The 23,875-nt window shown below is 63.4% G+C and carries 24 protein-coding genes, 1 pseudogene and 1 riboswitch; of the genes and pseudogenes, 9 read left to right on the top strand and 16 right to left on the bottom strand.

Annotated elements, in window-relative coordinates; genetic code table 11:
• Positions 1 to 3: 3 nt before the first annotated feature.
• Complete coding sequence (locus tag J2X62_RS22930; RefSeq protein ID WP_222089205.1) at positions 4 to 840, top strand: SDR family oxidoreductase; 837 nt, start codon at positions 4 to 6, stop codon at positions 838 to 840.
• Positions 841 to 873: 33 nt separating this feature from the next.
• Here the strand turns inward: J2X62_RS22930 and J2X62_RS22925 are convergent, their stop codons facing one another.
• The 3 genes and pseudogenes from J2X62_RS22925 to J2X62_RS22915 form a co-directional block, all read right to left on the bottom strand.
• A complete protein-coding gene (locus J2X62_RS22925; protein ID WP_310183566.1) occupies positions 874 to 1,344 on the bottom strand; it encodes a GreA/GreB family elongation factor in 471 nt (156 codons plus the stop codon).
• A gap of 364 nt (positions 1,345 to 1,708) precedes the next feature.
• A pseudogene (locus J2X62_RS22920) lies at positions 1,709 to 2,047 on the bottom strand (glutamate dehydrogenase); the annotation flags it as partial.
• Between the two features lie 59 nt (positions 2,048 to 2,106).
• A complete protein-coding gene (locus J2X62_RS22915) occupies positions 2,107 to 3,660 on the bottom strand; it encodes a PucR family transcriptional regulator ligand-binding domain-containing protein (protein ID WP_032383302.1) in 1,554 nt (517 codons plus the stop codon).
• Between the two features lie 144 nt (positions 3,661 to 3,804).
• Between J2X62_RS22915 and J2X62_RS22910 the strand changes: the two genes are divergently transcribed.
• The 3 genes from J2X62_RS22910 to J2X62_RS22900 all read left to right on the top strand — a co-directional run bounded on the left by J2X62_RS22910 (position 3,805) and on the right by J2X62_RS22900 (position 6,015).
• Positions 3,805 to 4,269: a nucleoside deaminase gene (locus J2X62_RS22910; protein ID WP_032368971.1), complete on the top strand. Its 465-nt coding sequence runs from the start codon at positions 3,805 to 3,807 to the stop codon at positions 4,267 to 4,269.
• Positions 4,266 to 5,576, top strand: coding sequence for a cytosine permease (gene codB / locus J2X62_RS22905; RefSeq protein WP_032383265.1), 1,311 nt, complete (start codon positions 4,266 to 4,268; stop codon positions 5,574 to 5,576). The genes J2X62_RS22910 and codB overlap by 4 nt, the downstream gene beginning before the upstream one ends.
• 61 nt (positions 5,577 to 5,637) lie before the next feature.
• Positions 5,638 to 6,015, top strand: a complete 378-nt coding sequence (locus J2X62_RS22900) for a DUF6941 family protein (RefSeq protein ID WP_032364353.1) — start codon at positions 5,638 to 5,640, stop codon at positions 6,013 to 6,015.
• A gap of 78 nt (positions 6,016 to 6,093) precedes the next feature.
• On the opposite strand, the gene J2X62_RS22895 is transcribed toward J2X62_RS22900, so the two are convergent.
• The 3 genes from J2X62_RS22895 to J2X62_RS22885 all read right to left on the bottom strand — a co-directional run bounded on the left by J2X62_RS22895 (position 6,094) and on the right by J2X62_RS22885 (position 8,085).
• Positions 6,094 to 6,522 carry a hypothetical protein gene (locus J2X62_RS22895; RefSeq protein WP_027497761.1) on the bottom strand — a complete coding sequence of 143 codons (429 nt, stop codon included), beginning with the start codon at positions 6,520 to 6,522 and terminating at the stop codon, positions 6,094 to 6,096.
• 27 nt (positions 6,523 to 6,549) lie between these two features.
• Positions 6,550 to 6,668, bottom strand: a riboswitch (SAM riboswitch).
• 183 nt (positions 6,669 to 6,851) lie between these two features.
• A complete protein-coding gene (locus J2X62_RS22890; protein WP_052054987.1) occupies positions 6,852 to 7,253 on the bottom strand; it encodes a hypothetical protein in 402 nt (133 codons plus the stop codon).
• 13 nt (positions 7,254 to 7,266) lie between these two features.
• On the bottom strand, positions 7,267 to 8,085 hold the full coding sequence (locus J2X62_RS22885; RefSeq protein WP_231578172.1) for a DUF3558 domain-containing protein: 819 nt from the start codon (positions 8,083 to 8,085) through the stop codon (positions 7,267 to 7,269).
• Positions 8,086 to 8,088: 3 nt separating this feature from the next.
• Here J2X62_RS22885 and J2X62_RS22880 point away from each other — a divergent pair, with 3 nt between their 5' ends.
• Positions 8,089 to 8,679: a hypothetical protein gene (locus tag J2X62_RS22880; RefSeq protein WP_310183561.1), complete on the top strand. Its 591-nt coding sequence runs from the start codon at positions 8,089 to 8,091 to the stop codon at positions 8,677 to 8,679.
• A 443-nt stretch (positions 8,680 to 9,122) separates the two neighbouring features.
• On the opposite strand, the gene J2X62_RS22875 is transcribed toward J2X62_RS22880, so the two are convergent.
• From J2X62_RS22875 to J2X62_RS22860, 4 genes are read right to left on the bottom strand one after another with little or no spacing between them, the layout of a single operon-like run.
• A complete protein-coding gene (locus J2X62_RS22875; RefSeq protein WP_027497763.1) occupies positions 9,123 to 10,205 on the bottom strand; it encodes a glycerate kinase in 1,083 nt (360 codons plus the stop codon).
• Positions 10,202 to 11,053, bottom strand: a complete 852-nt coding sequence (locus J2X62_RS22870; protein ID WP_032406917.1) for a sugar phosphate isomerase/epimerase — start codon at positions 11,051 to 11,053, stop codon at positions 10,202 to 10,204. The genes J2X62_RS22875 and J2X62_RS22870 overlap by 4 nt, the downstream gene beginning before the upstream one ends.
• On the bottom strand, positions 11,050 to 12,231 hold the full coding sequence (locus J2X62_RS22865) for a dihydrodipicolinate synthase family protein (protein WP_032406918.1): 1,182 nt from the start codon (positions 12,229 to 12,231) through the stop codon (positions 11,050 to 11,052). The genes J2X62_RS22870 and J2X62_RS22865 overlap by 4 nt, the downstream gene beginning before the upstream one ends.
• Entirely contained in the window at positions 12,228 to 13,385 is a 1,158-nt protein-coding gene (locus J2X62_RS22860; protein WP_310183556.1) for a Gfo/Idh/MocA family oxidoreductase, read from the bottom strand. The genes J2X62_RS22865 and J2X62_RS22860 overlap by 4 nt, the downstream gene beginning before the upstream one ends.
• A 211-nt stretch (positions 13,386 to 13,596) precedes the next feature.
• Between J2X62_RS22860 and J2X62_RS22855 the strand changes: the two genes are divergently transcribed.
• From J2X62_RS22855 to J2X62_RS22840, 4 genes are all read left to right on the top strand, one after another.
• On the top strand, positions 13,597 to 14,625 hold the full coding sequence (locus tag J2X62_RS22855) for a LacI family DNA-binding transcriptional regulator (protein WP_032406992.1): 1,029 nt from the start codon (positions 13,597 to 13,599) through the stop codon (positions 14,623 to 14,625).
• 115 nt (positions 14,626 to 14,740) lie between these two features.
• Positions 14,741 to 15,610, top strand: a complete 870-nt coding sequence (locus tag J2X62_RS22850) for an ABC transporter permease (RefSeq protein ID WP_032406919.1) — start codon at positions 14,741 to 14,743, stop codon at positions 15,608 to 15,610.
• A 35-nt stretch (positions 15,611 to 15,645) separates the two neighbouring features.
• The gene (locus J2X62_RS22845; RefSeq protein WP_032406920.1) at positions 15,646 to 16,674 is read left to right on the top strand and encodes an ABC transporter substrate-binding protein; all 1,029 of its coding nucleotides are present in this window, start codon (positions 15,646 to 15,648) and stop codon (positions 16,672 to 16,674) included.
• A gap of 9 nt (positions 16,675 to 16,683) precedes the next feature.
• Positions 16,684 to 17,493, top strand: a complete 810-nt coding sequence (locus J2X62_RS22840; protein WP_032406993.1) for an ABC transporter ATP-binding protein — start codon at positions 16,684 to 16,686, stop codon at positions 17,491 to 17,493.
• Between the two features lie 101 nt (positions 17,494 to 17,594).
• On the opposite strand, the gene J2X62_RS22835 is transcribed toward J2X62_RS22840, so the two are convergent.
• The 6 genes from J2X62_RS22835 to J2X62_RS22810 form a co-directional block, all read right to left on the bottom strand.
• Positions 17,595 to 18,431 (bottom strand): CoA ester lyase, encoded by an 837-nt coding sequence (locus tag J2X62_RS22835; RefSeq protein ID WP_310183551.1) that lies wholly within the window; start codon positions 18,429 to 18,431, stop codon positions 17,595 to 17,597.
• Entirely contained in the window at positions 18,428 to 19,591 is a 1,164-nt protein-coding gene (locus tag J2X62_RS22830; RefSeq protein ID WP_032393088.1) for an acyl-CoA dehydrogenase family protein, read from the bottom strand. Before J2X62_RS22830 ends, J2X62_RS22835 begins: the two co-directional genes overlap by 4 nt.
• A 39-nt stretch (positions 19,592 to 19,630) precedes the next feature.
• A complete protein-coding gene (locus J2X62_RS22825) occupies positions 19,631 to 21,001 on the bottom strand; it encodes an MmgE/PrpD family protein (RefSeq protein WP_310183543.1) in 1,371 nt (456 codons plus the stop codon).
• Positions 20,998 to 22,215 (bottom strand): CaiB/BaiF CoA-transferase family protein, encoded by a 1,218-nt coding sequence (locus J2X62_RS22820; RefSeq protein ID WP_222095311.1) that lies wholly within the window; start codon positions 22,213 to 22,215, stop codon positions 20,998 to 21,000. The genes J2X62_RS22825 and J2X62_RS22820 overlap by 4 nt, the downstream gene beginning before the upstream one ends.
• The gene (locus tag J2X62_RS22815) at positions 22,212 to 22,760 is read right to left on the bottom strand and encodes a MaoC family dehydratase (RefSeq protein ID WP_027497778.1); all 549 of its coding nucleotides are present in this window, start codon (positions 22,758 to 22,760) and stop codon (positions 22,212 to 22,214) included. Before J2X62_RS22815 ends, J2X62_RS22820 begins: the two co-directional genes overlap by 4 nt.
• A 131-nt stretch (positions 22,761 to 22,891) precedes the next feature.
• Positions 22,892 to 23,626: a FadR/GntR family transcriptional regulator gene (locus tag J2X62_RS22810; protein ID WP_222059271.1), complete on the bottom strand. Its 735-nt coding sequence runs from the start codon at positions 23,624 to 23,626 to the stop codon at positions 22,892 to 22,894.
• Positions 23,627 to 23,875: the final 249 nt, after the last annotated feature.

The raw sequence follows: 23,875 nt of genomic DNA, 5'->3' as shown, positions 1-23,875 counted from the left end.
CTGATGGCGCTTGATGTTTCTCGTGGCACCGACATCGCGATCGTCGGTGCCACGGGCAAGACCGGACGAGCCGTCGCAGATGCACTCGACGGCATTGCACTGGTGCGGCGGCTGAGCCGTTCGGCACCGGACTTTCCGGTGGACCTGGAAACCGGTGCAGGCCTTGCCGAGGCCTTCACCGGGTGCCGTGGGGTGTATTTCATTGCACCCAATGTGCATCCGGACGAGCCGGCTCTACTTCTACGGGCGCTGGACGCGGCGGCGTCCGCAGGAGTGGACCACGTCGTCTACCACTCGGTGGCGTGGCCCTACAGCCCGAGGATGCCGCATCACATGGACAAGGCCCGCTGCGAGGACGATCTTCGTGCCTTCTGCAGTGCGCACGGAATGCACTGGACCATCCTGCAGCCCTGCGCCTATGCGCAGAACTTCGAGGCGGTTCTGACCGGCACCAGTACCGATCTTGTTGTGCCCTACTGCCTGGACACGAAGTTCTCGTTCGTCAGCCTCGACGATGTTGCCGAGGTGGCAGCCCGGGTCCTCATCGAGGGACCTGAGCTGCACCATGGGGCGACGTACGAGCTCGGTGGGCCGGAAGCGCTCAGTGTCCGAGACGTGGTTCGTCTGGTCGAGGTGGCCACCGGCCGTGTGGTCGCTTCCAGGTCCTCGAGTATCGATGAATGGATGAGGCTGCACAGCGACTCGATGTCCGCCGATGAGCAACATCGACTCGGGGCAATGTTCGAGTTCTACGACGACCGAGACTTTCTGGCCGGGAGTGCCGTCACCGCAGCCCTGTTGGGCCGGGAGCCGACGCCGGTGCGTGCGCTGATCAGCTAGTCGTTTCTCGACGAGCAGGCCACTGCAACACCCTCACGGCCAGGTGATGCCCAGGATTGTCACTGTGCTTTCGGCACCGGAGGGGAGCGAGTACGTGCGTACGTCACGCACTCGACTCCCGTCCAAGGCAGCGCCCAAAGGTGAAGCGGTCGAGCAGGTTCGGCCGCTGCTCTCCATCGCGTGTTCGACCAGCACGAAGGTGTCCACGTCCTTCTCGTCACCATCGAACATGACGGTGACAGCAGATCCTGGGCCGGCGATATCGCGGTAGATGGTTTTCGATGCGTCCGATTCTGCGATGCGGCTCTTCACTTCTGCGATCGTGCGATCGATGCGCTGCAGCTCGGCGCGAGCGCGGTGGTACGCGTCGTTGTTGTCCAGGTCACCCGAAGCACGTTGCACCAGAACGTTGTTGAAAGCCATCACTCGGCTCTCCAGTAGCTCCGACAGTTGTTGCTCACGGGGTGCGGGTGTGTCGAACGGCAGGTGATCGATAGTGGTCACGGTTTCTCCTGTGTGACTGGGGTTGTGAGAGTTCTCGAGCAGCACGTCGTTGCGCGATGTACGGACGCAGAACTGCGCCCGCCGATTCGAGATGAATATTCGATGACCGCTGTTTCTCGATGAGCCGACGGACAGGCTTTACCGAGCGCGATCAGAACGGCCGGTGGTCGAAAGAGGTGGCGCTGAAATCGGGTCCAGGACGGAGTCGAGGGACCGAGGATCGAACGAGGTGACGAAAGCGCGAACGCTACCGCACCTCTGCTCCATCGGGGATCACAGCGACACACCTTCTTTCGGTTCGAGCTCGTGCAGCCGACTGTAGCCGAAAGAAAACAAAAAGCCAGTCGGTGATGAGGGCGGTGCTTCAGACGATGCCGAGACCGATCATCGCGTCAGCGACTTTGATGAAACCGGCGATATTCGCGCCGTGGACGTAGTCGCCCGGCTTGCCGTACTCCTCGGCGGTCGCGATGGTTCGGTGATGGATTCCGTGCATGATCGCGGCGAGGCGTTCGTCGGTGTACTCGAAACTCCACGAGTCACGAGATGCGTTCTGCTGCATCTCGAGAGCGGAGGTAGCCACTCCCCCGGCATTGGCCGCCTTGCCAGGTGCGAACGTCACTGAGGCGTCGCGGAAGATCTGGACGGCGTCCGGTGTGGTCGGCATGTTGGCCCCTTCGGCCACCACCTTCACGCCGTGAGATGGGCACACAGGTTGGGGCCTCACAGGACTGGGTCCACGAAGTTTCCGATCGAGTGGGGTCAGCTTCCGCAGCGCGATGTACGCGCGAATGCGGCCTGCGGGTCAACACCTGTCTGCATACGCCACGCCGTCAGAGCGAGTCCCAGACCGGCCAGGTGCGTCGGATCATCGAGCGAGGTGCCCAGGAGCGTGTCGAGTCGCGACAACCGGGCGTAGAGAGACTGTCGCCTGATGCCCAGTCCGATCGCGGTCTGGGCTTTACTACCGCCGTTCGCCACGAAGGCATCGAGGGTTCGCACGAGATCGGCAGAGTGCTCGGTGTCGAAAGCGATCACGTCACCGAGCTGTTCGGTGACGAACTCCGTGATCATGGCCGGTACGCACGCGCCCAGCAACCGTTGAACACCGACATCGCGAGCGCACAGAACACCGGTGCGAGTTCCGAATCGCCGCGCGATCTGGACCACCTCACGCGCTCGGCCGATCGCATCGGAGATGTGGGACAACCCGAGGACCGGAGCCGACGCACCGATCGTGCGCAACGCTGAACCATGAGATCCGCCGCGGAGCAGAGCCTCAATCTCGTTGAATGCGGAGCGAACTCGCGCAGGCGACGGCTGCACCCAGCCCTGCGCGAGCACGACGACGTGGTTCGCAGCCACCCCGACCAAACACCGCCCGAGGACGGACTCGACCGCCTCTCGAACCGGAATCAACAGCTCGCGCGCCGGAGTTCGTTGATCGACGTCGACGGCGGCCACCAGAACATGGTGGCCTTCGGTGGGTGCCCAACCGGCTGCGCCGAGGCGCTCGACGAGGTCACCGTGTGAGGTCGACGTGCCTCCCACGAGATCGGTGATCACGGCCTGTGCACGGGACTGTCGGGGACCGAGGCCGGGATGTCGACCGAGTTCCAGAGCTACCGCGACGGCCGCGCAGTGACCGATGGCCGAGCGCCGTGCAGTGGTCCGTCCGGCCAGCACGAGCCGACCGAGCGAGCCCGCGGGTCCGCGCACGTCGAGGACCGTTTTTTCATCGGCCGATCGCGGCGCAGCGGTAGCGTTGTGTTCGACGACGCGGCCCTCCGCGTCGAGCAGATCGACGCCACAGCCGGCCAGCCGTGCGATCGCGTCGAGTAGGGCCGTCATGCCCTGCCCCGCCACGACGAGGTCCATGAGCTGATGCCAGACCGGCTCGCCGGTGCGCTGCATTCCGAGCCGGCGCCTCATCACGAGGTCGTGGAAGTCCTCGACCATCCGCTCGAAGGGGACGATCGTGTGCAGCGTCAGGAACGCCACCCCTCGGCGACGCGCGGCCTCGACCAATTCCGGCGGTGCCACGAGAAATGAGCGCCCGACTTCCATTGCGAGGGCGGCACATCCCGCGTCGGCCAGTTGGTCGACGTAGGCGGTCAGCTGCTGGGCCGATCGTCCCTGGAGGCCGAGTCCGGTGGTCAACAACAGCTCTCCGCCCGACAACAAGCCGCCCATCTCGTAGACCTCGGACGAATGCACCCAGCGGACGACCACGGTGTCGGGTGAGCCCGTGAGTACCTCGACAGCAGCCGCTTCGAAAGACGGCAGCGCCAGAACGTTTCGCAGAGTCGGCAGCATTCGTTCATGCTCCGCCGGCGGGACACAGTGCTCCAGATCGACTATTGCTCGAGTGACAGGTTGTCCCTTGGCAATCTGTGCGAGGCCTGGTCGACTGATGGCACGCATCACCCTCACCGTTCGTAGACGCTTCAGGAGGACCCCTTGACCGATCCCGCGCACACCGACGAGTACTTCCTCGGACTTGCAATCGAACAGGCACAGATCGGCTGGGAGGAGGGCGGCGTTCCCATCGGCGCGGCACTCGTGCACGACGGCGAAGTACTGGCGGTGGGACGGAACCGACGCGTGCAGATGGACAGCGCAATTCGTCATGGCGAAACCGACTGCATCGAGCGAGCGGGGCGACTACCGGCATCGGTGTACCGCAAGTCCGTTCTCTACACCACCCTGTCCCCGTGCTTCATGTGTGCGGGAACCGCATTGCTGTACGAGATTCCGCGAATCGTCATCGGCGAGAACCGCTCGTTCGAGATGTCGGAGAGTCTGTTGCGCGAGCATGGAGTACAGCTCGACGTCGTCGACGACCCCGCCTGTCTGCAGCTCATGGAACGCATGTTGGCGGAGCGCCCAGGCCTGTGGCTCGAAGACATCGGCGAGGAGGCATGAGCAACCGAGCCGATCACGAATCCACCGCACAGAAGGCCGACGAACCGGTAGACCTGGACTACCCCGTCACGCCCGTGCCCCGCAGTGCCCGCAAGCCGTTCTTCTCGTTGGCCATCGTTCTGCTGGGCTTCACCATCTTCACTCCGACGATGCTGGCCGGCGCTGCACTCGGCACGGCGTTCAGTTTCTGGACCCTCATCCTGGTGATCGTCGCCGGCTCGGCGATTCTGGGCGCGTACGTGGCCATGATGGGATTTGCCGGTGCACGTACAGGTTTGACGACCGTGCTCATGGCGCGTTACAGCTTCGGCACCCGCGGATCCAAGCTCGCGTCGTTGCTCCTCGGTGGTACGCAAATCGGTTGGTATGGCGTCATCATCGGCACCATCGGTGAGCTCACCTCGCAGGCTTTGGGCTGGGAGTCCTATGCCGCACGGGCGGCCGTCATGATCGGTGCGAGCATCCTCATGTGCATCACCGCCTGCTACGGATACCGCGGGATGTACTGGGTCTCGGTCGTGTCGACGCCATTGATTATTGCCTTGGCATGTTGGGTGGTCTCCCGCTCTCTCGACGAGGTCGGTGGGTTCGCCGGTCTGACGTCGATCGCACCCACGACGACCATGACGGTCACGCTCGCCATCACGACGGTCGTCGGCACTTTCGTCTCCGCGGGGACCCAGGCACCCAACTGGACTCGATTCGCACGATCCGGGTCGCAAGCGGCGTGGGCGTGCATCATCGGGTTCCTTCTCGGCAACGGAATGATGATTCTGTTCGGAGCGATCGGAGCAATAACGTTCGGTGAGGGCGATTTCGTTCTGGTTCTGTACAACCTGGGACTCGTCGGCTGGGGCTTGATTCTGCTGTTCGGCAATCTCTGGAAGAGCAACGCAGACACCGCATATGCCTTCGGTGTTGCCGGCGCAGAAATGTTCCGGCATCCCCGGAAGGCACCGTTCATCATCGGTGGCTGCGTCATCGGGACCGTGCTCGCGCTCGTCGGTGTGCACAACCATCTCGTCGACTACCTGAGCTTGCTCGGCACCTTCATTCCTCCGTTGGGCGGTGTTCTCATCGGGGACTTCCTGTGCCGCTGGCGTCAGGGCATACCCGAGGGGCACACTCCCCCGCTCGTGCATTGGCGACATCTCGCGGTCTACGCCTTCGCGGCATTCCTTGCGTGGCTGTCCGGGGAACTCGAATTCGGAATACCACCCCTGATCGGCATCGTGGTCGCCATCGCGCTGACGGTGGTTCTGCATCGACGTGCCGCGGCGTCAGCAAGTGGCTCCGTGGCCGCTTAGGGTTGTCGACACGACTGTCAACCCCGAGGCCAGTGTTGGGCGAAAGAGGTGGCCGAAGCCGATGATCATCACCGGATTGTTCTTCGCGGAGTACGCGCGAGTCAGCGAAGACATGCTCGACATTCTCGGCGGTGTATGGGATACCTGCACGGTTCCTCGCGACACCCGAATGCTCGAATGCCGTCTCGTGGCGCTACTGCAGACGGGGCCCGACGACATCGGTAAGGACTTCCCCGCGACGCTCGAAGTGCTCGACGCGAAGGGCGAACACATCGTCAATCAACGTGGTCTCCAGATCCCCGGTGCCGGATTTACCGGGGAGAATCGATTCTGGTTCCTGCCGATGCAGATGGTGTTCCGCGACGAAGGACGGCACAACTTCATCCTCAGCGCCGGTGAAGCCACAGCGAGCGTAGGGCTTCGCATCGCGTTCGGTTAATCGAGCGGTAAGAGGCTTTCGGTCAGTTACTAGAGCGCCCGCAGCCGGGACAAGACGCCTGACTGCTAGTCGACCCACTCAGCGGGACAACGCGTGCAGGGTCGCCTCTCCCGCGCGATATCCTGCCTCGAACAGCCATGGCCACTCGGAGAAGTCCTCTGGATCGACCACTACCGTCTCCACGCGGCCGTTTCCCCGCCGCTTTGGCTTGTTCTCGGGATGCGACGGGAACCGATCCTTCAAATAGGCCGGCTCGAGGCTCTGCCGAAAGATCAGCCACGTTCGCGGTGAGAAACCCACTGCTTCAGCACGTTTCGCAAGGTCGATCCAGGCTTCACTGTTCGCATATCCACCCTCGAGTACCAGCCTCCGGGTCTCGAGCATCGGGAACACCCCGAACCATATCGGCGGATAGCTCAGCAGCGTCTGGCACCAGGCACGACGACGATCCGGCGGAATGGGTTCCCATTTGGCTTGTGCTGCTGCGAGTCCGTCATCTGCAGACATTTTTCACCTCGTCCTGGAGGTGCGACCTCCATCGACTTGCGCACCCGCGGTCGCGAGATGCGCCGGTTCTTCCCCTGGGGCACCCTGTCGATGGAGACGGGGTTGCCGGACAGCCGGCCAGGTACCTACGGCTGTCGCTCTTGAACCTTCCTCGACAATAGCCGAGGGGTACGGCTGCGACAATCCTGTGGGTCAGCGGAGCATCTTCCGACGAAATTCGCATCCAGATCGGGACCCGCACTTCAGCTCGCACACCAACTGCGCAGCGGCGCAGTATCTGTCCAGACGGACCGGTGGCACCGATCGCGTTGGGCCTCGGACCTGAAAGGTCACCTGCCCAGACGCTCACCGATCTCCGCGATGGACGTCAACGTCCGCTGATCGGCGTACTCGGCTTCATCGAAGTAGCGCTTGAACACCGACCGCATCAATTCGATGACCTCGATGTGCTGCGTCAGCACGACGCGCAGCGAGCGATCACCGCTGTAGGCAATCCTCTCGAACTTTTCGCCGAGCTGCCTGGCCGAATCCAAGGAGCCGAATGCCTTGACGTCGACCAAGTTTTGCGTCTTTACCACCATGTCTTTCAAGTGCCGGATGTAGGCAGCACACACCTCGTCACACCGGAACGCCACGCCTTCTGGAATCTCGAGCTGCCCGGAATCTGCCTGCATCGACAGCGCCTGCCACTGCTGCATCGACGACGCCAGCTCGTTGGTCTCCGAACCCATCGATTACATCCACCTATTCTTCCGACGGCAAGGACAGTCGGAGCGAACGCGCCAACCGTTCGACCTCAACACACGGATTTTCAAGAGGTGGTGTCATCACCAACCCGTCGAGATTCAGGTAGACGACGCCACCCGGGTGGCCGAAGGCGACGCCGCAGTTGACCTCGTCGTACTTGATGGTCCGCTGGAAGCGCATGCCGTCGGAACCCTCGATGGGCTCGAAATTCTCGAACGGTCCCCGCTCACGCAAGTAGTCCAGACTTTCCGTGGAAGAAAAGATGCCGACGCGATACCACGGCGTCGGCAGAGGGTTCGTCCAAAAGCACGTCATCCAGTCTTCCGAAATTGGCAGATCTCCTACCAAGTTCGAGGACTTCGTCTCGACTGCCAAGCCTGCGTCCTCGATGGCCGAGTCCGGGATAGTGCACGGATCCCATGCACCATCTGCCGGTGCGGTTGTCGACACCGAGGTCGTCAACGGCGACGCAACAGGCATGCCTTCGGTCGCCCGTCCGCATCCGGTTACCGCCAGCATCACCCCGACCGCACCCGCGATCAGCAATCGCATCTTGCTCACAGCACTCCATCCAGGTAAGCCATCCTTGATGTTGGACGCAGCTAGCGACGCATCGGTTCCATTGGATCGGAGGCGAGCATGCCCTGCGTTTGCCGATAGGTGCGACGCGCTGTGGACCGAATGATCCCAGTGATGAACGGGCACCACTCCGGCCGAGGTTCTCGACGTAGATCGGACATCCGTCATCATTGATGCGTGATAAAACAGGCAACTTGTTTTGCTTTGCTCGGCGCTGTGATCGCGGTACTGGGTCACGCAGTGACCGGAACTTCGGGGTACGCGGCGTACGTCTCCGGCGAATCGTTCTATGGACCCGACACCACGCTGGGGCTATGGGTGCGACCCGTCGTCGCCGCTTCGACCGGCGCGGTGATCGGCATGTTCGCAGGGCTGGTGCTGCACCTGTGTGGCTGTCGATTCATCGTCGAACCCTCTCGGCGCGTGGGGCTCGTAGTCGTTGCCGGTCTGGTCGGAGTGACGCTGGGGATGATGCCAGTGCTGATCCTCGTCGGCACAAGCTTCTCCGGTTCAAGTTCGGGCGTATCGACCGACTACGTGCTCCCGATATACGGAGGCACCGGAATATTGGCCTACGTGGTCGGAGTCGCCTCGGTCCGGTTGCTGCTCAGGGCAACTCATGATCCGTTGTCGTCTCGGACAACCAAGGTTGTAGCTGTCTTTCTCCCGATCGGAGGTGTCCTCGCTACCCTCGCTGGAATGGGGACCGCCTGGATTCTCGGATTCTCCGCGACGGTATCCACTTTCGTCGCGGTGATGGTGGCGGTGCTGTGCGTACTCGTGGCAACATTCGCGCTCGCTCGGGCGTGGGCGTTGCGTACGACGGCATAGGCGCTCGAAGATCTACCGCCGAGATCGTTTAGCCTGAGGGCAATTCACGAACGAGCGAGCGAGCCGATGATCATCACCGGATTGTTCTTCGCGAAGTAGGCGCGAGTCACTGCAGACATGCTCGACGTCCTCGGCGGAAACCTGCACCGTCCCACACGAAACCCGCAGGCTCTAATGCCGGCTGGCCGCACTGTCGCAGCCGGGACCCGACGACATCGGTAAGGACTTCCCGCGACTCTGGGGGTTCTCGACGCCAAGGGCGAAGACACTGTCAATCAACGCGGTTTCCAGATTCTCAGTTCCGACTTCACCGACGAGGATAGATTCTGGCTCCTGCCGATGCAGATGGTTTTCCGCAACGAAGTACGGCACAACTTCATCCTCAGCGCCGGTGCCGCAGCAGCGGGCACCATCCGATCCGACGGCGTTTTCGGTGCCCCTCGCTATCGAACTTCGTGTGCCAGACGCCGTCCAGCGTCGATCAACCATTGTCGCGGATCCGCCATGGCGGCCTCACTGCTGCCGGCAAGGTCCGTCAGCGACACGGTCCGCACCTCGACGTCCGACTTCACCGCCCCGGCGACCACCACTACCGGAACCGAAGCGTCCGAACACATCTGAACTACATATCCGACCAGTTTGCCCGTCAGCGACGTGCGATCGAAGGTGCCCTCACCCGTCACCACGAGGTCGGCGGAAGAGACAGCAGCCGACAGTCCCGTCAGGTCCGACACCCGTTGCGCTCCGGCGGATACACGAGCCCCCAGCGCGCACAGCCCAAATGCGACCCCTCCCGCAGCACCGGTTCCCGGCATGGACGGGTCGGCCGGCAAGCCCGCATCGGCGAGCAGATCGGCCCAATACTCCAACGCTTCGTCGAGAGACTCGATGTCAGCGGCCGACGCACCCTTCTGCGGCCCGAAGATGTGTGCGGCACCGTCGAGTCCGAACAAGACCGCGCGCGTATCGGTCAGCAATTCGATATCGGACGGCACCCCCGCGAGGCCCGACGCATCCACCGACCGGGCGGCCACCAGACCTGCACCGCCCTCCGGAACGTCCTGACCCGATTGGTCCAGCACCCGAACGCCAAGCGCCCGAAGCACTCCTAGCCCGCCGTCGGTCGACGCCGAGCCCCCCAGCGCTACCGTAATTCGATCCGAACCGCAGCCTCGAATGACCTCACCGAGCCCGCGGGTGGTCGCAGCAAATGCATTCAGCGACTCCATCATCGCGATGCCCGACGACTCCGAAAGCTCGATCACCGCCCGGCCGTTGTCGAGCATCAACCATCGCGCGTCGACCGGCCGACCGTCCGGGCCGCAGACACCGCGCACCGATGACCACGTCGAGTCTGCCGAGCACGCTGCGAGCACGTCGAGCGTCCCTTCGCCCCCATCTGCCTGCGGCATCGACACCAGGTCGTCACCCTTGCGGACAGCCGCCCACCCCTCGATCAGTGCCGCGGCGGCATCCACAGCGTCGATGGTGCCTTTGAAGGAATCGGGGGCGAAGAGAACTCTCATGCGATCAGACTGGGAAGAACCAGATCGCGGTAGCGCTGCTTCATCGTCTCGATCACCTGGTCTCCATCGGTCGCCCACACGGCAGCGTTGAAGATCTCCACTTCGACATCACCTCGGTACCCAGCGTCCTGAATCCATCGGCCGATGGATTCGAAGTCGATCACACCGTCTCCCATCATTCCGCGCGACAGAAGCGGGTCGGCCTCCATCGGCACCAGCCAGTCGCACACCTGGTACGAGCTGATGCGGCCACGGTCACCTGCCGTTCGGATCAATGACTCCAGGTCCGGATCCCACCACACGTGAAAGGTGTCGACCACGACGCCTACCGCTTCCACCGGATGCGGCTCGGCCATCGACAAAGCCTGTCCCAGTGTGGAGATGACAGCACGGTCGGCCGCGAACATCGGGTGCAGAGGTTCGAGCGCTATGCGAACCCCCCGCTCAAGTGCATACGGAACGAGCAGAGCCAGCCTCTCTTCCACCCGAGCCCGCGCTCCGACGAGGTCGCGATCGGGGATGCCACCCATGACCATCACGAGCTCGGGCGCTCCGAGTTCGGCGGCTTCGTCGAGAGCGCGACGGTTGTCATCGAGACCGTCGTCGTCGATCGCCGTGAGGAACCCACCGCGGCAGAGGCTCGACACCCGCAGACCGGCATCGGAGATGAGCTTGGCCGATTCGCTGACACCGGCCTCCTGAATCCGATCCCGCCACGGGGCCACCGCACCCAGCCCGGCTCGCGCGGCCCCGTCGACGGCTTGCTTCAGCGTCCAGCTATTCGTCGTCTTGGTGTTGAGAGATAGTGACGCGTAGGGGTTCTCGATATCGAACGGTAACAATTTCACGAGGACACTCCGTTCAGATCCAGGTATAGCCCCATACGATGCGCAGCCAGCGACGGATCCGACAAGAGCCCGGCGCGATCGGCGAGGACGAACAGCGTGGTCAGGTGTTCCACACTGCGACCCGACGACAGACCGCCCACCATCGAATAGCCCGGTTGCTTGCCGTTGAGCCACGACAGGAACGCAATCCCGGTCTTGTAGTAATAGGTGGGCGCGGCGAAGATATGGCGGCCGAGCTCCTGCGTCGAACGCAGAATGGTCTCGGCGCGTGCAGTGTTCCCGCGGTCGAGCTCCTGCAACGCCGTCGACGCCGCCGGGTAGATGCCGGCGAAGATGCCGAGTAGTGCATCCGAATGATGCTGTCCATCGCCGATGATCAGCTCGGGGTAGTTGAAGTCGTCGCCGGTGTAGAGGCGGACGCCTGCGGGCAGCCCGGCTCGTAGTTCGATCTCGTGCTGAGCGTCGAGCAACGACACCTTCACTCCGTCGACCTTGGCTGCGTGCGACTCGATCAGCCCGCGGAAGGTACCCGTAGCGGACGAAATGTCAGCGCTACCCCAGTATCCGGCGAGCGCGGGATCGAACATCGTTCCGAGCCAATGTAATACGACAGGCTGTTCGACTTCGTCGAGCAATGTCGAGTAGACGTGCAGATAGTCGTCGGGTGACGTCGCCACCCGAGCCAGGGCGCGTGAAGCCATGACGATGACCTTTGCTCCCGACTCGGTGACCACCGAGATCTGCTCGCGGTAGGCGTCGAGCACAGCAGCGAGACCGTCTTTGCCCGACGGCAGCGCGTTCAAGTCGAGTTGGTCCGTTCCCGCGCCGCAGGCGAGTGATCCTCCGACGCGAGCGGCCTCGGCTCCAGAGCGACTGATCAGCTCGGACGTAGCGGCCCAGTCCAGGCCCATGCCGCGCTGAGCGGTGTCCATCGCATCGGCGACACCCAATCCGTAGGACCAGAGTTCATGGCGGTACGCCATGGTGGCGTCCCAGTCGATGTCGGCGGGTGCCCCCGGGGTGTTGTCTCCTGTGGCCCTGGGGATCACGTGCGCTGCGGCATATGCGACGCGTGAGGTGATGGGGGCGGTGGGCTTGGTCCACTCACCCGGTTCGCCGAGCGCGTAGACCCCGCGGCCGGGGAGGGTGATCGACACCCTGGAGTCGACGGCGGTCACAGCGCGATCTCCGGGACCTCGAGGCGACGGCCCTCGGCGGAGGATCGCAAACCGAGCTCGGCCAGCTGCACACCGCGGGCAGCGGAGAGCAGACCGTAGCGGTGCGGCCGTTCAGCGACGACGTCGCGCAGGAACTCTTCCCATTGCAACTTGAACCCGTTGTCCAAGTCCGCGTTCGCGGGAACCTCGAGCCACTGGTCGCGGAACGGTTCGGTGACGGGCAGATCTGGATTCCATACAGGCTTCGGGGTGTGCGAACGATGCTGGGCGACGCAGTTGCGCAACCCCGCGACCGCCGATCCGTGCGTGCCGTCGATCTGGAATTCGACCAGTTCGTCTCGGAACACTCGCACTGCCCACGACGAGTTGATCTGGGCGACAACGCCGTTCTCCATCTCGAAGATGCCGTAAGCGGCGTCGTCGGCGGTGGCGGCGTATTCGTTGCCCTGCTCGTCCCAGCGCGTCGGGATGTGGGTGGCGGTTTTCGCAATGACGGTCTCGACCTTGCCGAGGATGCCTTCGAGCACGTAGTTCCAGTGGCAGAACATGTCGACGACGATGCCGCCGCCGTCCTCGGCCCGGTAGTTCCAGCTGGGTCGTTGGGCGGGCTGACCGTCGCCTTCGAAGACCCAGTAGCCGAATTCGCCCCGTAGGGAGAGGATGCGGCCGAAGAATCCCTCGTCGACGAGCCGCTTGAGTTTGACCAGGCCTGGGAGGTAGAGCTTGTCGTGCACGACGCCGGCCGTGATGCCTGCGTTCTGCCCGATGCGGGCCAGTTCGATGGCTTGCGTCAGCGTTTCGGCTGTCGGCTTTTCCGTGAAGATGTGCTTGCCGGCCTTCATCGCCGACGAGAGCGCCTCGGCGCGCCGCGAAGTGACCTGAGCGTCGAAGTAGATGTCGACGGACGCGTCGTCGATGACCGATGCGCTGTCGGTGGTGTACCCGGCGATACCGTGTCGGCTGCAGAGCTCTTGGAGCTTGGCTTCGTTGCGGCCGACCAGGATCGGCTCGACCTGTATGCGTGAACCGTCGTCGAGGAGGAGCCCGCCGGCGTCGCGGATGGGCAGGATGGAGCGAAGAAGATGCTGACGGTAGCCCATGCGGCCGGTGACGCCGTTCATGGCGATGCGCAAGGTACGGGTGGGTGTGGGCATGAGAGATTGCCCTTTCTGTGCACTGATGACGAAGGACGTGGGACGACGTCGAGCCATGACGGATGGGGCCGCGGCGACGGTGTGGCGGAAAGTCCACTACGCGTCGTGAGGGAAAGTCAGCTTCGGAATGCGCTTTCCAAGCTATGCTGTCGATGTCGATCGGTCAAGTGCGACCGTCGATCACAACGATTTCGCAGGGGGTGAGGGGTTCATGGCGGCAGTCCGACTCAGCGATGTGGCTGCGGCGGCCGGCGTCTCGCAGGCCACAGCGTCGCGGGTGCTCAACGGCTCGTCACGAGTGCCCGGCGAGGGTGTCGCCGATCGCGTCCGTGCAGCGGCGGCGGATCTCGGCTATATCGCCAACGCGCAGGCCCAGGCGCTGGCTCGGTCGTCGACCGGACTGATCGGGCTCGTGGTGCACGATGTGGCCGATCCGTACTTCTCCTCCATCGTTCGCGGCGTGCAGAACGAGGCGCGCGACGCAGGCAAGCTGGTGCTCCTGGCCAGTACCGAGCGCGATTTCGCTCTCGAGCGGCAGTCGGTCGCCACCTTCATCTCGCACCGCGCCGATGCCATCATCCTGGCCGGCTCGAGGCAGAGCGGCGACTTGGACCGAGCGTTGGGACAGGAGTTCGCGGCATACCGCGACAACGGCGGCAGGGTGGTGGTGATCGGACAACCGGTGCCGTTCGCCTCTGCGGTCGAACCGGAGAACTTCGCCGCATCTGCGGCTTTGGCGCAGGCCCTGCACGAGCACGGCCATCGTCGCTTTGCCATCATCGGCGGACCGGGAAATATCCGGACCTCGACCGACCGTCGCAACGGCTTCGTCGAGACACTGTGCACACACGGCATCACACCGGAAATCGAAGTGGCCGGGGACTTCTCGCGAGACGGCGGCTACAGCGCCGCGCGGCGTCTGGCGGCTGCGCTCGAACTCTCCCCCGGCCACGGCGCTCCACCGTGCGTGTTCGCAGTCACCGACGTCATGGCCATCGGGGCAATCGCAGCGTGGCGTGAGCTGGGCCTGAGCGTGCCGGAGGATGTCTGCGTCGCCGGATTCGACGACATCCCAACACTGCGCGATCACTCTCCGAGCCTGACCACCGTCGCACTCTCGTTGGTGGATATCGGCGAGAGAGCCGTGCAGCTCGCCCTCGATCCGGACAGTCGCCCTGGCAGCCGGGAGTGGGCACCGGGCACCGTCGTCCTGCGCCGTAGCACCTCTCTGAACAGCTGATTGTCCGAATTGCTTGACACTGTGGGCGCGATCACACTACGTTGGGCGACAGCTTCGGAAAGCGCATTCCAGCGGGTGTAGACGGACCCGCCTCCTACTAGATCGAGGACTCCATATGACGACAACATCGTCGGTCGAAGTCCGTTCTGCCACTGCGTCGGTTCCTCAACCCGCACCGACCCGTCGTCGACGGTTCCCTTCGCTCCGCAATACCTGGTCCGGCCTCTGGCGACCTCTGGCCCTCGTGGCCGTGCTCGTCGCCGCATGGTGGGCCGTCACCGCCTCCGAACTCGTTGCGCCCTATATTCTTCCGTCACCCGGTGACACGTGGTCGACGATGGTGGACAACGCGTCCTACCTCGCCGGCCACACCTGGGTGACAACGTACGAAACCGTCGCCGGCTTCATCATCGCCAGCGGCGTCGGAATCGCCGTTGCAGTGGTGATGATCTACTCGTCCTCGATCGAGAAGACGATGTACCCGCTCATCCTGTTCGCACAGGTGATCCCGAAGATCGCCATCGCGCCACTGTTCGTCGTGTGGCTCGGCTTCGGTCCCAGCCCCAAGATCCTCGTGGCCGTCCTCATGGCCTTCTTCCCCATTGTCATCGCCGGAATGGCGGGATTGCGTTCCGTCGATCCCGAGATCCTCGAACTCACATCTACCATGGGTGCGAGCAAATGGAAGACGTTCTGCAAGGTGCGTTTTCCGGCGTCGTTGCCGCAGCTGATGTCCGGCCTCAAGATCGCCGCAACACTCGCGGTGACCGGAGCGGTGGTCGGTGAATTCGTCGGGGCCAACGAAGGTCTGGGGTACGTGATCCTCCAGGCCAACGGAAACATCGATACAGCAATGCTTTTCGCCTCTCTGATCATCATGTCCCTGCTCGGCATCGTGCTCTTCCTGATCATCGAGATCGCCGAGAAGTTCCTTATCCCCTGGCACGCATCGCGTCGCTCCACCGCGTCCGTCGGCGCTGTGTGACCCGCTTGCTCTCCCTCCATCGAAGGACATATTCCATGAAGCTCAAAAACGTTCTGGTGGCGACCGTCGCGTCGTCCGCTCTCGTACTCGCCGGATGCAGCGGAGGAGGTGGAGGCGAGGAGAAGGCCCCGGGTGCCGACGGTGAAACCACCGCGACCTCGCTGATGCTCAATTGGTATCCCTACGGCGAGCACGCCCCGTTCTACTACGGAGTGCAAGAAGGTATCTTCGCCGAGCACGGTATCGACCTCACCATCACTGCGGGCCAGGGATCGACCAAGACCGCACAGGCCGCGGGCTCCAACCAGACCGATTTCGGCTGGGCCGACACTGCGGCCGTGATGTCCAACATCGACAAGGGGGTCAAGGTCAAGAGCCTCGGCGTATTCCTGCAGACGACGCCGTCGGCTGTGCAGGTCTACGCAGACGGACCTATTCAGACCACCGCCGACCTCGCAGGAAAGACCATCGCCGTCTCCGCCGGGGATGCGCCCACCACTACATTCCCCATCTTCCTCGACCGCGTCGGCGTTCCCGAGGACCAAGTTCAGCAGCAGAGTCTGGACTCCGCGGGCAAGATCGCCGCGATGCTCTCGGGTCAGGTCGACGGTCTCATCGGCTTCGCACACGACCAGGGGCCCAATATTGCGAACAAGTCCGGACGCGAGATGCGCTACCTCCGTTACTCCGACGAGGGCTTGAACTTCTACAGCAACGGCCTCATCGCCAACACGTCGACCATCGAGCGCTCCCCCGAACTCGTTCAGGCCATGGTCGACGCCACCCGCGAATCGTTCGAGGCAGCCATCGCCAATCCTGAAGCGGCCGTGGCATCGATGGTCGGTAAGGACCCGCAGACTCCGCCGGAGTCGGTGCTTCTGCAGCAGTGGCAGGAAACCATTCCGCTGCTGACCACGGACAACACCGAAGGAATGGCTCCGGGTGTCAACAGCGACGAGGACTGGGCCAACACCATCAGCATCCTCAGCGATGCCGGACTCACCGAGGCTGGAGCCGAGTCCTCGACCTACTGGGACTCGACCTTCACCTCCAACGAGGAATGAGACGTGACCATGAATGCGATCACCAGTGAACGGCCTCCCACCGTGACGGACACCGCGGTCTCTGTCGACAACCTCACCGTTCAGTTCTCGTCCAAACGAGGTGACGTGACCGCTCTCTCCGATGTCGACCTCCGGGTTGGGAAGGGTGAATTCGTCTCCATTGCAGGGCCTTCCGGTTGCGGCAAGTCCACCCTGCTCAAAGTGGTCGCCGGTCTCACCGGTGCCTCACGTGGGTCGGTCCAGCTGGTCGGCAAGGAGGTCAAGGGCCCGCAACGCAACATCGGCTACGTCTTCCAACGTGCTGCACTGCTCGAATGGCGGACCGTGCGCAAGAACATTCTGCTTCAGGGTGAGATGCGCGGAATGAACAAGAAGGTAGCGGCCGCGAAGGCCGATCAGCTCATCGAGATGACCGGGTTGACCGGTTTCGAGGGAGCACTCCCCCATGAGCTGTCCGGCGGCATGCAGCAGCGCGTATCACTTTGTCGCGCATTGCTTCACGAACCCGAAGTGTTGCTCATGGACGAGCCTTTCGGAGCTCTGGACGCTCTCACCCGCGAGAAGATGAACGTCGAGCTGCACCGCATCTGGCGGGAGACCGGAACGACGGTCATGCTCGTCACCCACTCCGTCGCCGAAGCGGTCTACCTCGCCAACCGAGTGGTCGTCATGAGCCCACGGCCGGGTCGGATAGTGGACATCCTCGACGTCGACCTTCCTGTGCACCGCGATTACAGCGCAACGATGGAGAAGCCAGAATTCATCAGTGTTGCAAACACTGTCCGCGATCTCCTGGGAGCGACAACGAGCGCGGACTGATCACCACGCACAAGGCCCTGCAGACCTCGATGGTCTGCAGGGCCGCCTGCCGTCGTGAGGGCTGCATTTCACGGGTGCATTGTTCTCCGGCGTCGAGCTTGTCAGCTCCGCGCCATCGTCTCCCGTGCGACTCCTCGCTGCACCACGCGTCGAGCACTCCGCGCCACGGCTTCGTCGATCAGGAATCCTTTGCTGTCCACCGCCACACCCGAGGTGGCACGTTCCAAGTCGGCCAACAGTTCCTGAGCTTCTCGTACCTCGTCCTCCGAGGGCACGAACACCGTTCGCACAGGACCGAGTTGAGCCGGATGAATACACGCACGACCGACAAAACCGAGACCAGCAAGCGTTCGGGTATCGGCCTCGAACGCATCGCCATCGCGGAAGTTGCGCGACACAGCCGCAGGCGGCGGATCGATTCCCGCCGCCACGCTGGCTGCGACCACCTGAGCACGCACGAACGACAGCGACTCCGCAGAACCGTCCACGCCCAGATCTGCAGCTAGATCCACCTCACCGATCTGCAGAAACTTGACCCGAGGAGCACGGGCAATCTCGAGGGCGGCGAACACTCCGTCGGCTGTCTCGATGAGGGGCGAGACCACCGCGTCACTGCCACTCAGTAGAGCGTCGGCCTGCTCCACCTCGCGAGCAGACGACACCTTCGGAAGCCAGATGCCCGTCAGGTTTGGGTGCAGCACCGCACGAATATCGTCCGCCTGCAACGGCCCCGGATTCACCCGCACCCAAATCTGCACGTCACCCGGATCGCAGGCAGCAACCCACTCGGCAACCGTCGCACGGGCATGATCCTTGTTCGCCGCGGTGACGGCGTCCTCGAGATCCAGCACCACCGCGTCCGTGCCCGACGCCAATGCTTTGTCGAAGCGCTCCGGCACGTCCCCAGGAACGTAGAGGTACGTCAGAGCCGATCTCATCCGATCACTCCCGTGCCCGCAACGAGGGACTTGGCGATGACGGTGCGCATGATGTCGTTGGTGCCCTCACCGATGGCCATCAGTGGGGCGTCGCGGTAGAGGCGCTCGACGACGAACTCGGTGGAGTATCCGTAGCCACCGTGAATACGCATGGCTTCGAGGCTGGCTGTGATCGCGGCCTCGGAGGCGAAGTACTTCGCCATCCCGGCTTCCATGTCCACTCGCTTACCCGAATCCGCCTGCGATGCAGCCCAGTAGGTCATCAGACGTGCAGCCTGGAGCTGGGTCGCGATGTCGGCGATCTTGAGCTGAATGGCCTGGAACTCAGCGATGGGCTGACCGAACGCGGTGCGCTGCTTGGCGTATTCGAGGGCCGCGTCATAGGCGGCCTGCGCGATTCCGACACTGCGACCGGCAATGTTGAGGCGACCGATCTCGAGACCGGACAGTGCCTGCTGCAGACCACGACCCTCCACCCCACCGAGCACTGCGTCGACGGGAACGCGCACATCGGTGAAGGTGATCTCACACGATTCGGTGCCCTTGTAGCCGAGCTTGCCCATGTCGCGCTGCACCTCGAACCCGTCGGTCGTGGTGTCGATCAGCAGCAGCGACATTCCCTTGTGGGCCGGGGTCGTGGTGGTGTCGGTCTTGACCAGTACGGGAAGCACATTCGCGTGCCGCGCGTTGGTGATCCACGTCTTGGCACCGTTGACGACGTAGTGGTCGCCGTCGCGCTTGGCGGTGGTCTTGATGCCCTGCAGGTCGGTGCCGGCACCGGGCTCGGTCAGGCCGACTCCCGTTCGCCATTCACCGGACGCGAGCTTGGGTAGCAGGGTCTTCTTCTGCTCCTCGGTGCCGTGCTTGCCGATCATCCAGCACGACAGGTTGTGGCTGCCGAGGATTCCGGCGACGCCCATCCATCCGCGGGCCAGTTCCTCGTACACCAGGGTGAACGAGACCTTGTCGAGGTCCAGGCCGCCGTACTCCTCCGGCGTCGTGATGCCGAACAGGCCCATGGCCTTCATGTGCTCGACGATCTCGGTGGGGTACCGCCCCGTCTTTTCCCACTCGTTCGCGACCGGGATGATTTCCTTGTCGACGAAGGTGCGCAATGCTTTACGGAAGGCCGTCTGCTGCTCGTCGTACGTGAAGTCCATGATGAAGTCCTGTCGATTGGAGTGTCGTCGATCAAAGTCTCAAGGTGCCGGCGCGATGGCTGCGGCGAGGTCGAGGATGGCGGTCAGGTCGGTTTCGTCGACCAATCCGAGGACGCGGTCGGCAAGCTCGTTGGCGCGAGAGTCGTTGCCGCAGTTGCCGAGAAACTTCTCCAGCAGACGGTCGTCGCTGAGCGGGAACCCGGCGGATCCTTGGCTGCCGCCGACGGAGGCGTCGAGCACCCGTCCGTCGGTCAGGGTGAGAACCGCCCTGCCCGACGCGGCCGCCGCGGGAACCTCGGACGGTAGGTTCGTCACCCGCACCTTGCGGGCGGTGACGAGGATGTCCTCGCGTGCGATGGATTCGTCGGTGTAGGTCGAGACGGTGATGGCTCCGTCGTGCAGTAGTGCCGCCACACTCCACGGCAGATCGAACTTGCCGTCGTAGGTACTGCGCGGTGACGCGACGCCGGTGTTGGGTCCGCAGACGAACGGACTCGAATCGGGGTGAACGAACACCTCGATGTCGGCCACGTCTCCTGCGTGAACGGCGCTGTCCCCGAGCGCTTCCGACACCGCATCGAGCGTCACGTGCATCAGTTGGCAACTGGGATAGGGCTTGATCCCGATCCGGGTGGCTTCCCACCGCGTGCCGAGTCCCTCGGTCAGCGCCGCGAAGTTCGTCGGCCGATCGGTCAGCGCAGCGTAGATTCCGCGTCGACCTTCGAGAACCGAGGACGGTCCGGTGGCTCCCGCGGCGGCGAGCCGTGCAGCGAGCACGCCGTTCATACTGGCCGATCCGGGATGCAGCGCCTTGGTGTCGGCGTCGGTATCGAGAAACTCGAGCAAGCCCGAACTCGACGATCCGGCGATTCCCAGGGCGTTGACCAACGTCTCGGTGTCGAACTTCGAAAGGTGTCCGGCGACGAGTGCGGCTGTCAACGGTCCCACCGCTGCCGTGGCATGTACACCGCGAGCGTGGAATCCGTGCGGGCTGACTTCACCGAGGCGGCAGGCGGTTTCAAGCCCGAGAGCTGCGGCGGTCAGCACATCTGCACCCGAGGCCGACACCTGCTGCCCGACGGCGAATGCCGCGGGGAGCGATACGGCCGTCGCGTGCACCAGTGCGCCCGCATGCGTGTCGTCGAAGTCCAGGGAGTGCAGCATCACCCCGGTCGCGAAGGCGGCTGCCGGTACAGACAATCCTCGGGTTCCGGTGAGAGGCCGCGCCTCCGGTGGGCCGCCGAGGGCGTCGGCTACTGTCCAGCCCGGTCGGCCGTAGCCGAGCCGTTGGGCCGCAACGGTATTACCGACGCCATCGAGCAGGTGCCGCGCGGCCGCGCGCCGGACGTCCTCGGACAGATCGGCGACGGTGACACTCGATGCCCACTCCGCCAGGATCGTCGAGGTCACGCCCGCACCTCGTCCTTCGCCGTACCGAAGGCTCCCTCCGCCTTCAGCTTCGCGATGCGATCGTCGTCGTAGCCCAGCTGCTCGCGCACGATGTCGTCGAAGTGCTCGTTGCGCTGCGGCGCGCGGCGGTACTGCTTGGCCTCGGATCCGAAGTTCACCGGTGAGGCGACCTGGCGCACAGTGTTGTACACCGGATGCTCGGTCTCGACCACGAGATTGCGTGCGAGCGTGTGCGGTTCGGTCAGCGCATGCTCGACGTCGTTGATCGGTCCTGTCGGCACCCCGGCCGGTCCGAGCTTCGAGAGCCAGTGCTCGACGGTATTGGTGGCGAACACCTCTTCCAGGATCGGCAGCAGCACGTCCTGGTTCTTGCCCCTCAGCGAGAAATTGGTGAACCGTGGATCGGCACCGAGATCCGGGCGGTCGATGGCGACGACGAGCCGGTCCCAGAACTTCTCCTTCGCACAGCCGACGATGAGCCAGCCGTCCGTTGCCTCGAAGGCCTGGAACGGAACCAGGGACGGGTGCGCCGAGTTCTTCGTGCGGATCGGCTCGAAGCCGGCGTTGAGATGCCACGTCGCGGGATACGTGAGCAGAGACATCGCCGTGTCGTACAGCGAGACGTCGCAGTCACCGCCGATACCGTCGCGTCGGGCAGCATGCAGTCCCGACAGCAACGAAATGGCGGCGACGAATCCACCGGAGTAATCGACCAGCGACAGACCGGATTTGGTGGGCGGACCGTCCGGGTCGCCGGTGACGCTCATCCAGCCGGCAAGGCCTTGCAGAATGTAGTCGTAGCCAGGCTCTTTCGAGCGCGGGCCGGTCATACCGAAGCCGGTGAGGCTGCAGCACACGATTGCGGGATTGAGATGCTTGAGCTGGTCGTAGGTGATGCCGATCTTCTCCGGTACGTCACCACGAAGGTTGGAGTAGACGGCGTCGCTGGTGCGGACGAGGTCCTCGAACACCGCTCGGCCACTCGGGGTCGAGAGGTCAAGGGAGAGTGAACGTTTGTTGCGATTGAAGCTCTCGAAGAACAGCGAGTCCTCACCCTCGTTGTAGGGCGGGACGTAGCGTCCGACGTCGCCGCCGACGCTGGGGTCCTCGATCTTGATGACGTCCGCGCCGAGGTCGGCAAGGTGCAAGCTACCGAACGGGCCTGCGCCGTACTGCTCGAGGGAAATGATGCGTACGTCTTCGAGTGGCCTCATGCGTCGGAATCCTTAGTCTGGGGAAGTTCGAGCGGTCCGTTCTGCGCTTCGGGGAAGTAGTTCTGCCCGATGCCACTGTCGCGGGTGGCGACCATGACCGAGCGCTTCCATGAAATGACCTCGACGCCATCCTGATTGAGGCCGCGGGTGATCATCGAGACAATGCCGGCGTAGGGGCGTGACTCGGACTTGCGAAGCCCGGTGCAGATGCTTTCGGCGTACAGGGTGTCGCCTGCATAGACCGGGTGGGACATCTTGATGTCGGTGAAGGCGAGGTTGGAGATCGCGTTCTGGCTCATGTCGATCACCGAAAGTCCCAGCACCACAGAGACTGTGAAGCCGGAGTTGACGATGACCTTCCCATCGGTGATGGGATTCTGCGACGCCAGATGCGCGTTGAAGTGGTTCTGATTGGTGTTGAGCGACAGCAGCGTGATCCACGTGTTGTCGGTCTCCGAGATCGTCCGCCCGAAGGGATGTTGGTAGACGTCCCCCACGGTGTAGTCGTCGAAGAAGCGCCCCAGAACGGCCGGATGGATTGCCACCGTGTCTCCTCGTGTCAGTTTGGCGAGTGCCTTACCTAGACCATAAACATCAGATGTTTACGGCGTCAAGGGTTCGAGAAAACCGGTAATCAGCAGACTTCACCTGAATCGACTCGGTAAAGAGCAGATGTTTACGGATTACGAAGTCGATCCATCTGTCGGTACGAGTCACCGAGGTGGTCGAGATGCTTACGCATCAGATCCATGGCCGCCATCGAGTCACCGGCCTCCACCACGTCGAGCAGTCCTCGGTGGTCGCTGTCGACGCATTTCCAGAAGCCTTCGGGCGCATGGTCGCGGCCGAAACGGCCGGACAGGACACGGAAGACGGGTGCGGTGATGAGCTCGAGCAGTGGGTTGTGGGCTGCGCGGAGCAAGACGAGGTGGAATTCCTGGTTCTTGGCGAACGTCTCGGGCCCCTGCACTTGATTGGGGTCGAAGATCGTAGCGTTGAGCTGCTCGAGATGCTCGTCGGTGCGGCGGAACGCGGCAATGCCCGCCGCCGGAACCTCCATCAGGTTGCGCACTTCCATGAGCTGGTCGACGGTGACGGTCTCCGCGGCGGCCATCAGGGCGACACCGGTTTCCAGATGCTCACTGATGTGCCCAACGCTGGGGACGGCGACGAAGCTTCCCCCGGTCACTCCCCTGGTCGTCTCGATCAGGTTCTGGCTGGCCAGGGACCGGAGGGCTTCACGAATAGTGCTACGCCCGACGCCGAATTCGGCGGTGAGCTCGGCTTCGCCGGGTAGCCGCTCTCCTGGCTGCAGCTCACCGGAGAGAATGCGGCTCCGAAGATGGCCGGCGAGAACCGCATACGCGGGGACACTCTTGGCGGTCGCCTTGAGCGGAGCCGATTGGGCCACGTCTTCCCCCTGATGTCGCTCGACTGTTTCTACTGACCGGTCGGCTCGAGCTTAGCCTGGCCGATGCCCCGAGATGCGGAGATCGCAACCCTCGATACATCCGCTTTTTAGCAAGAAACCACGCACACCTACCCGAATCTAGGCCGATATCCGGACAAAGCCGACGCAATACATCAGAGGTATTGCTTTTACCGTCGATCATCAGCACTATGACTCATGTCACCTCAGCAGTGACCCCACGACTTCGTA

It is taken from the genome of Rhodococcus sp. 3258, assembly GCF_031456475.1.
In the GTDB taxonomy this organism is placed as follows: Bacteria; Actinomycetota; Actinomycetes; order Mycobacteriales; family Mycobacteriaceae; genus Rhodococcoides; species Rhodococcoides fascians.
The sequence above is the reverse complement of the archived record's forward strand: the minus strand, read 5'-3'. Positions and strand labels throughout refer to the sequence as shown.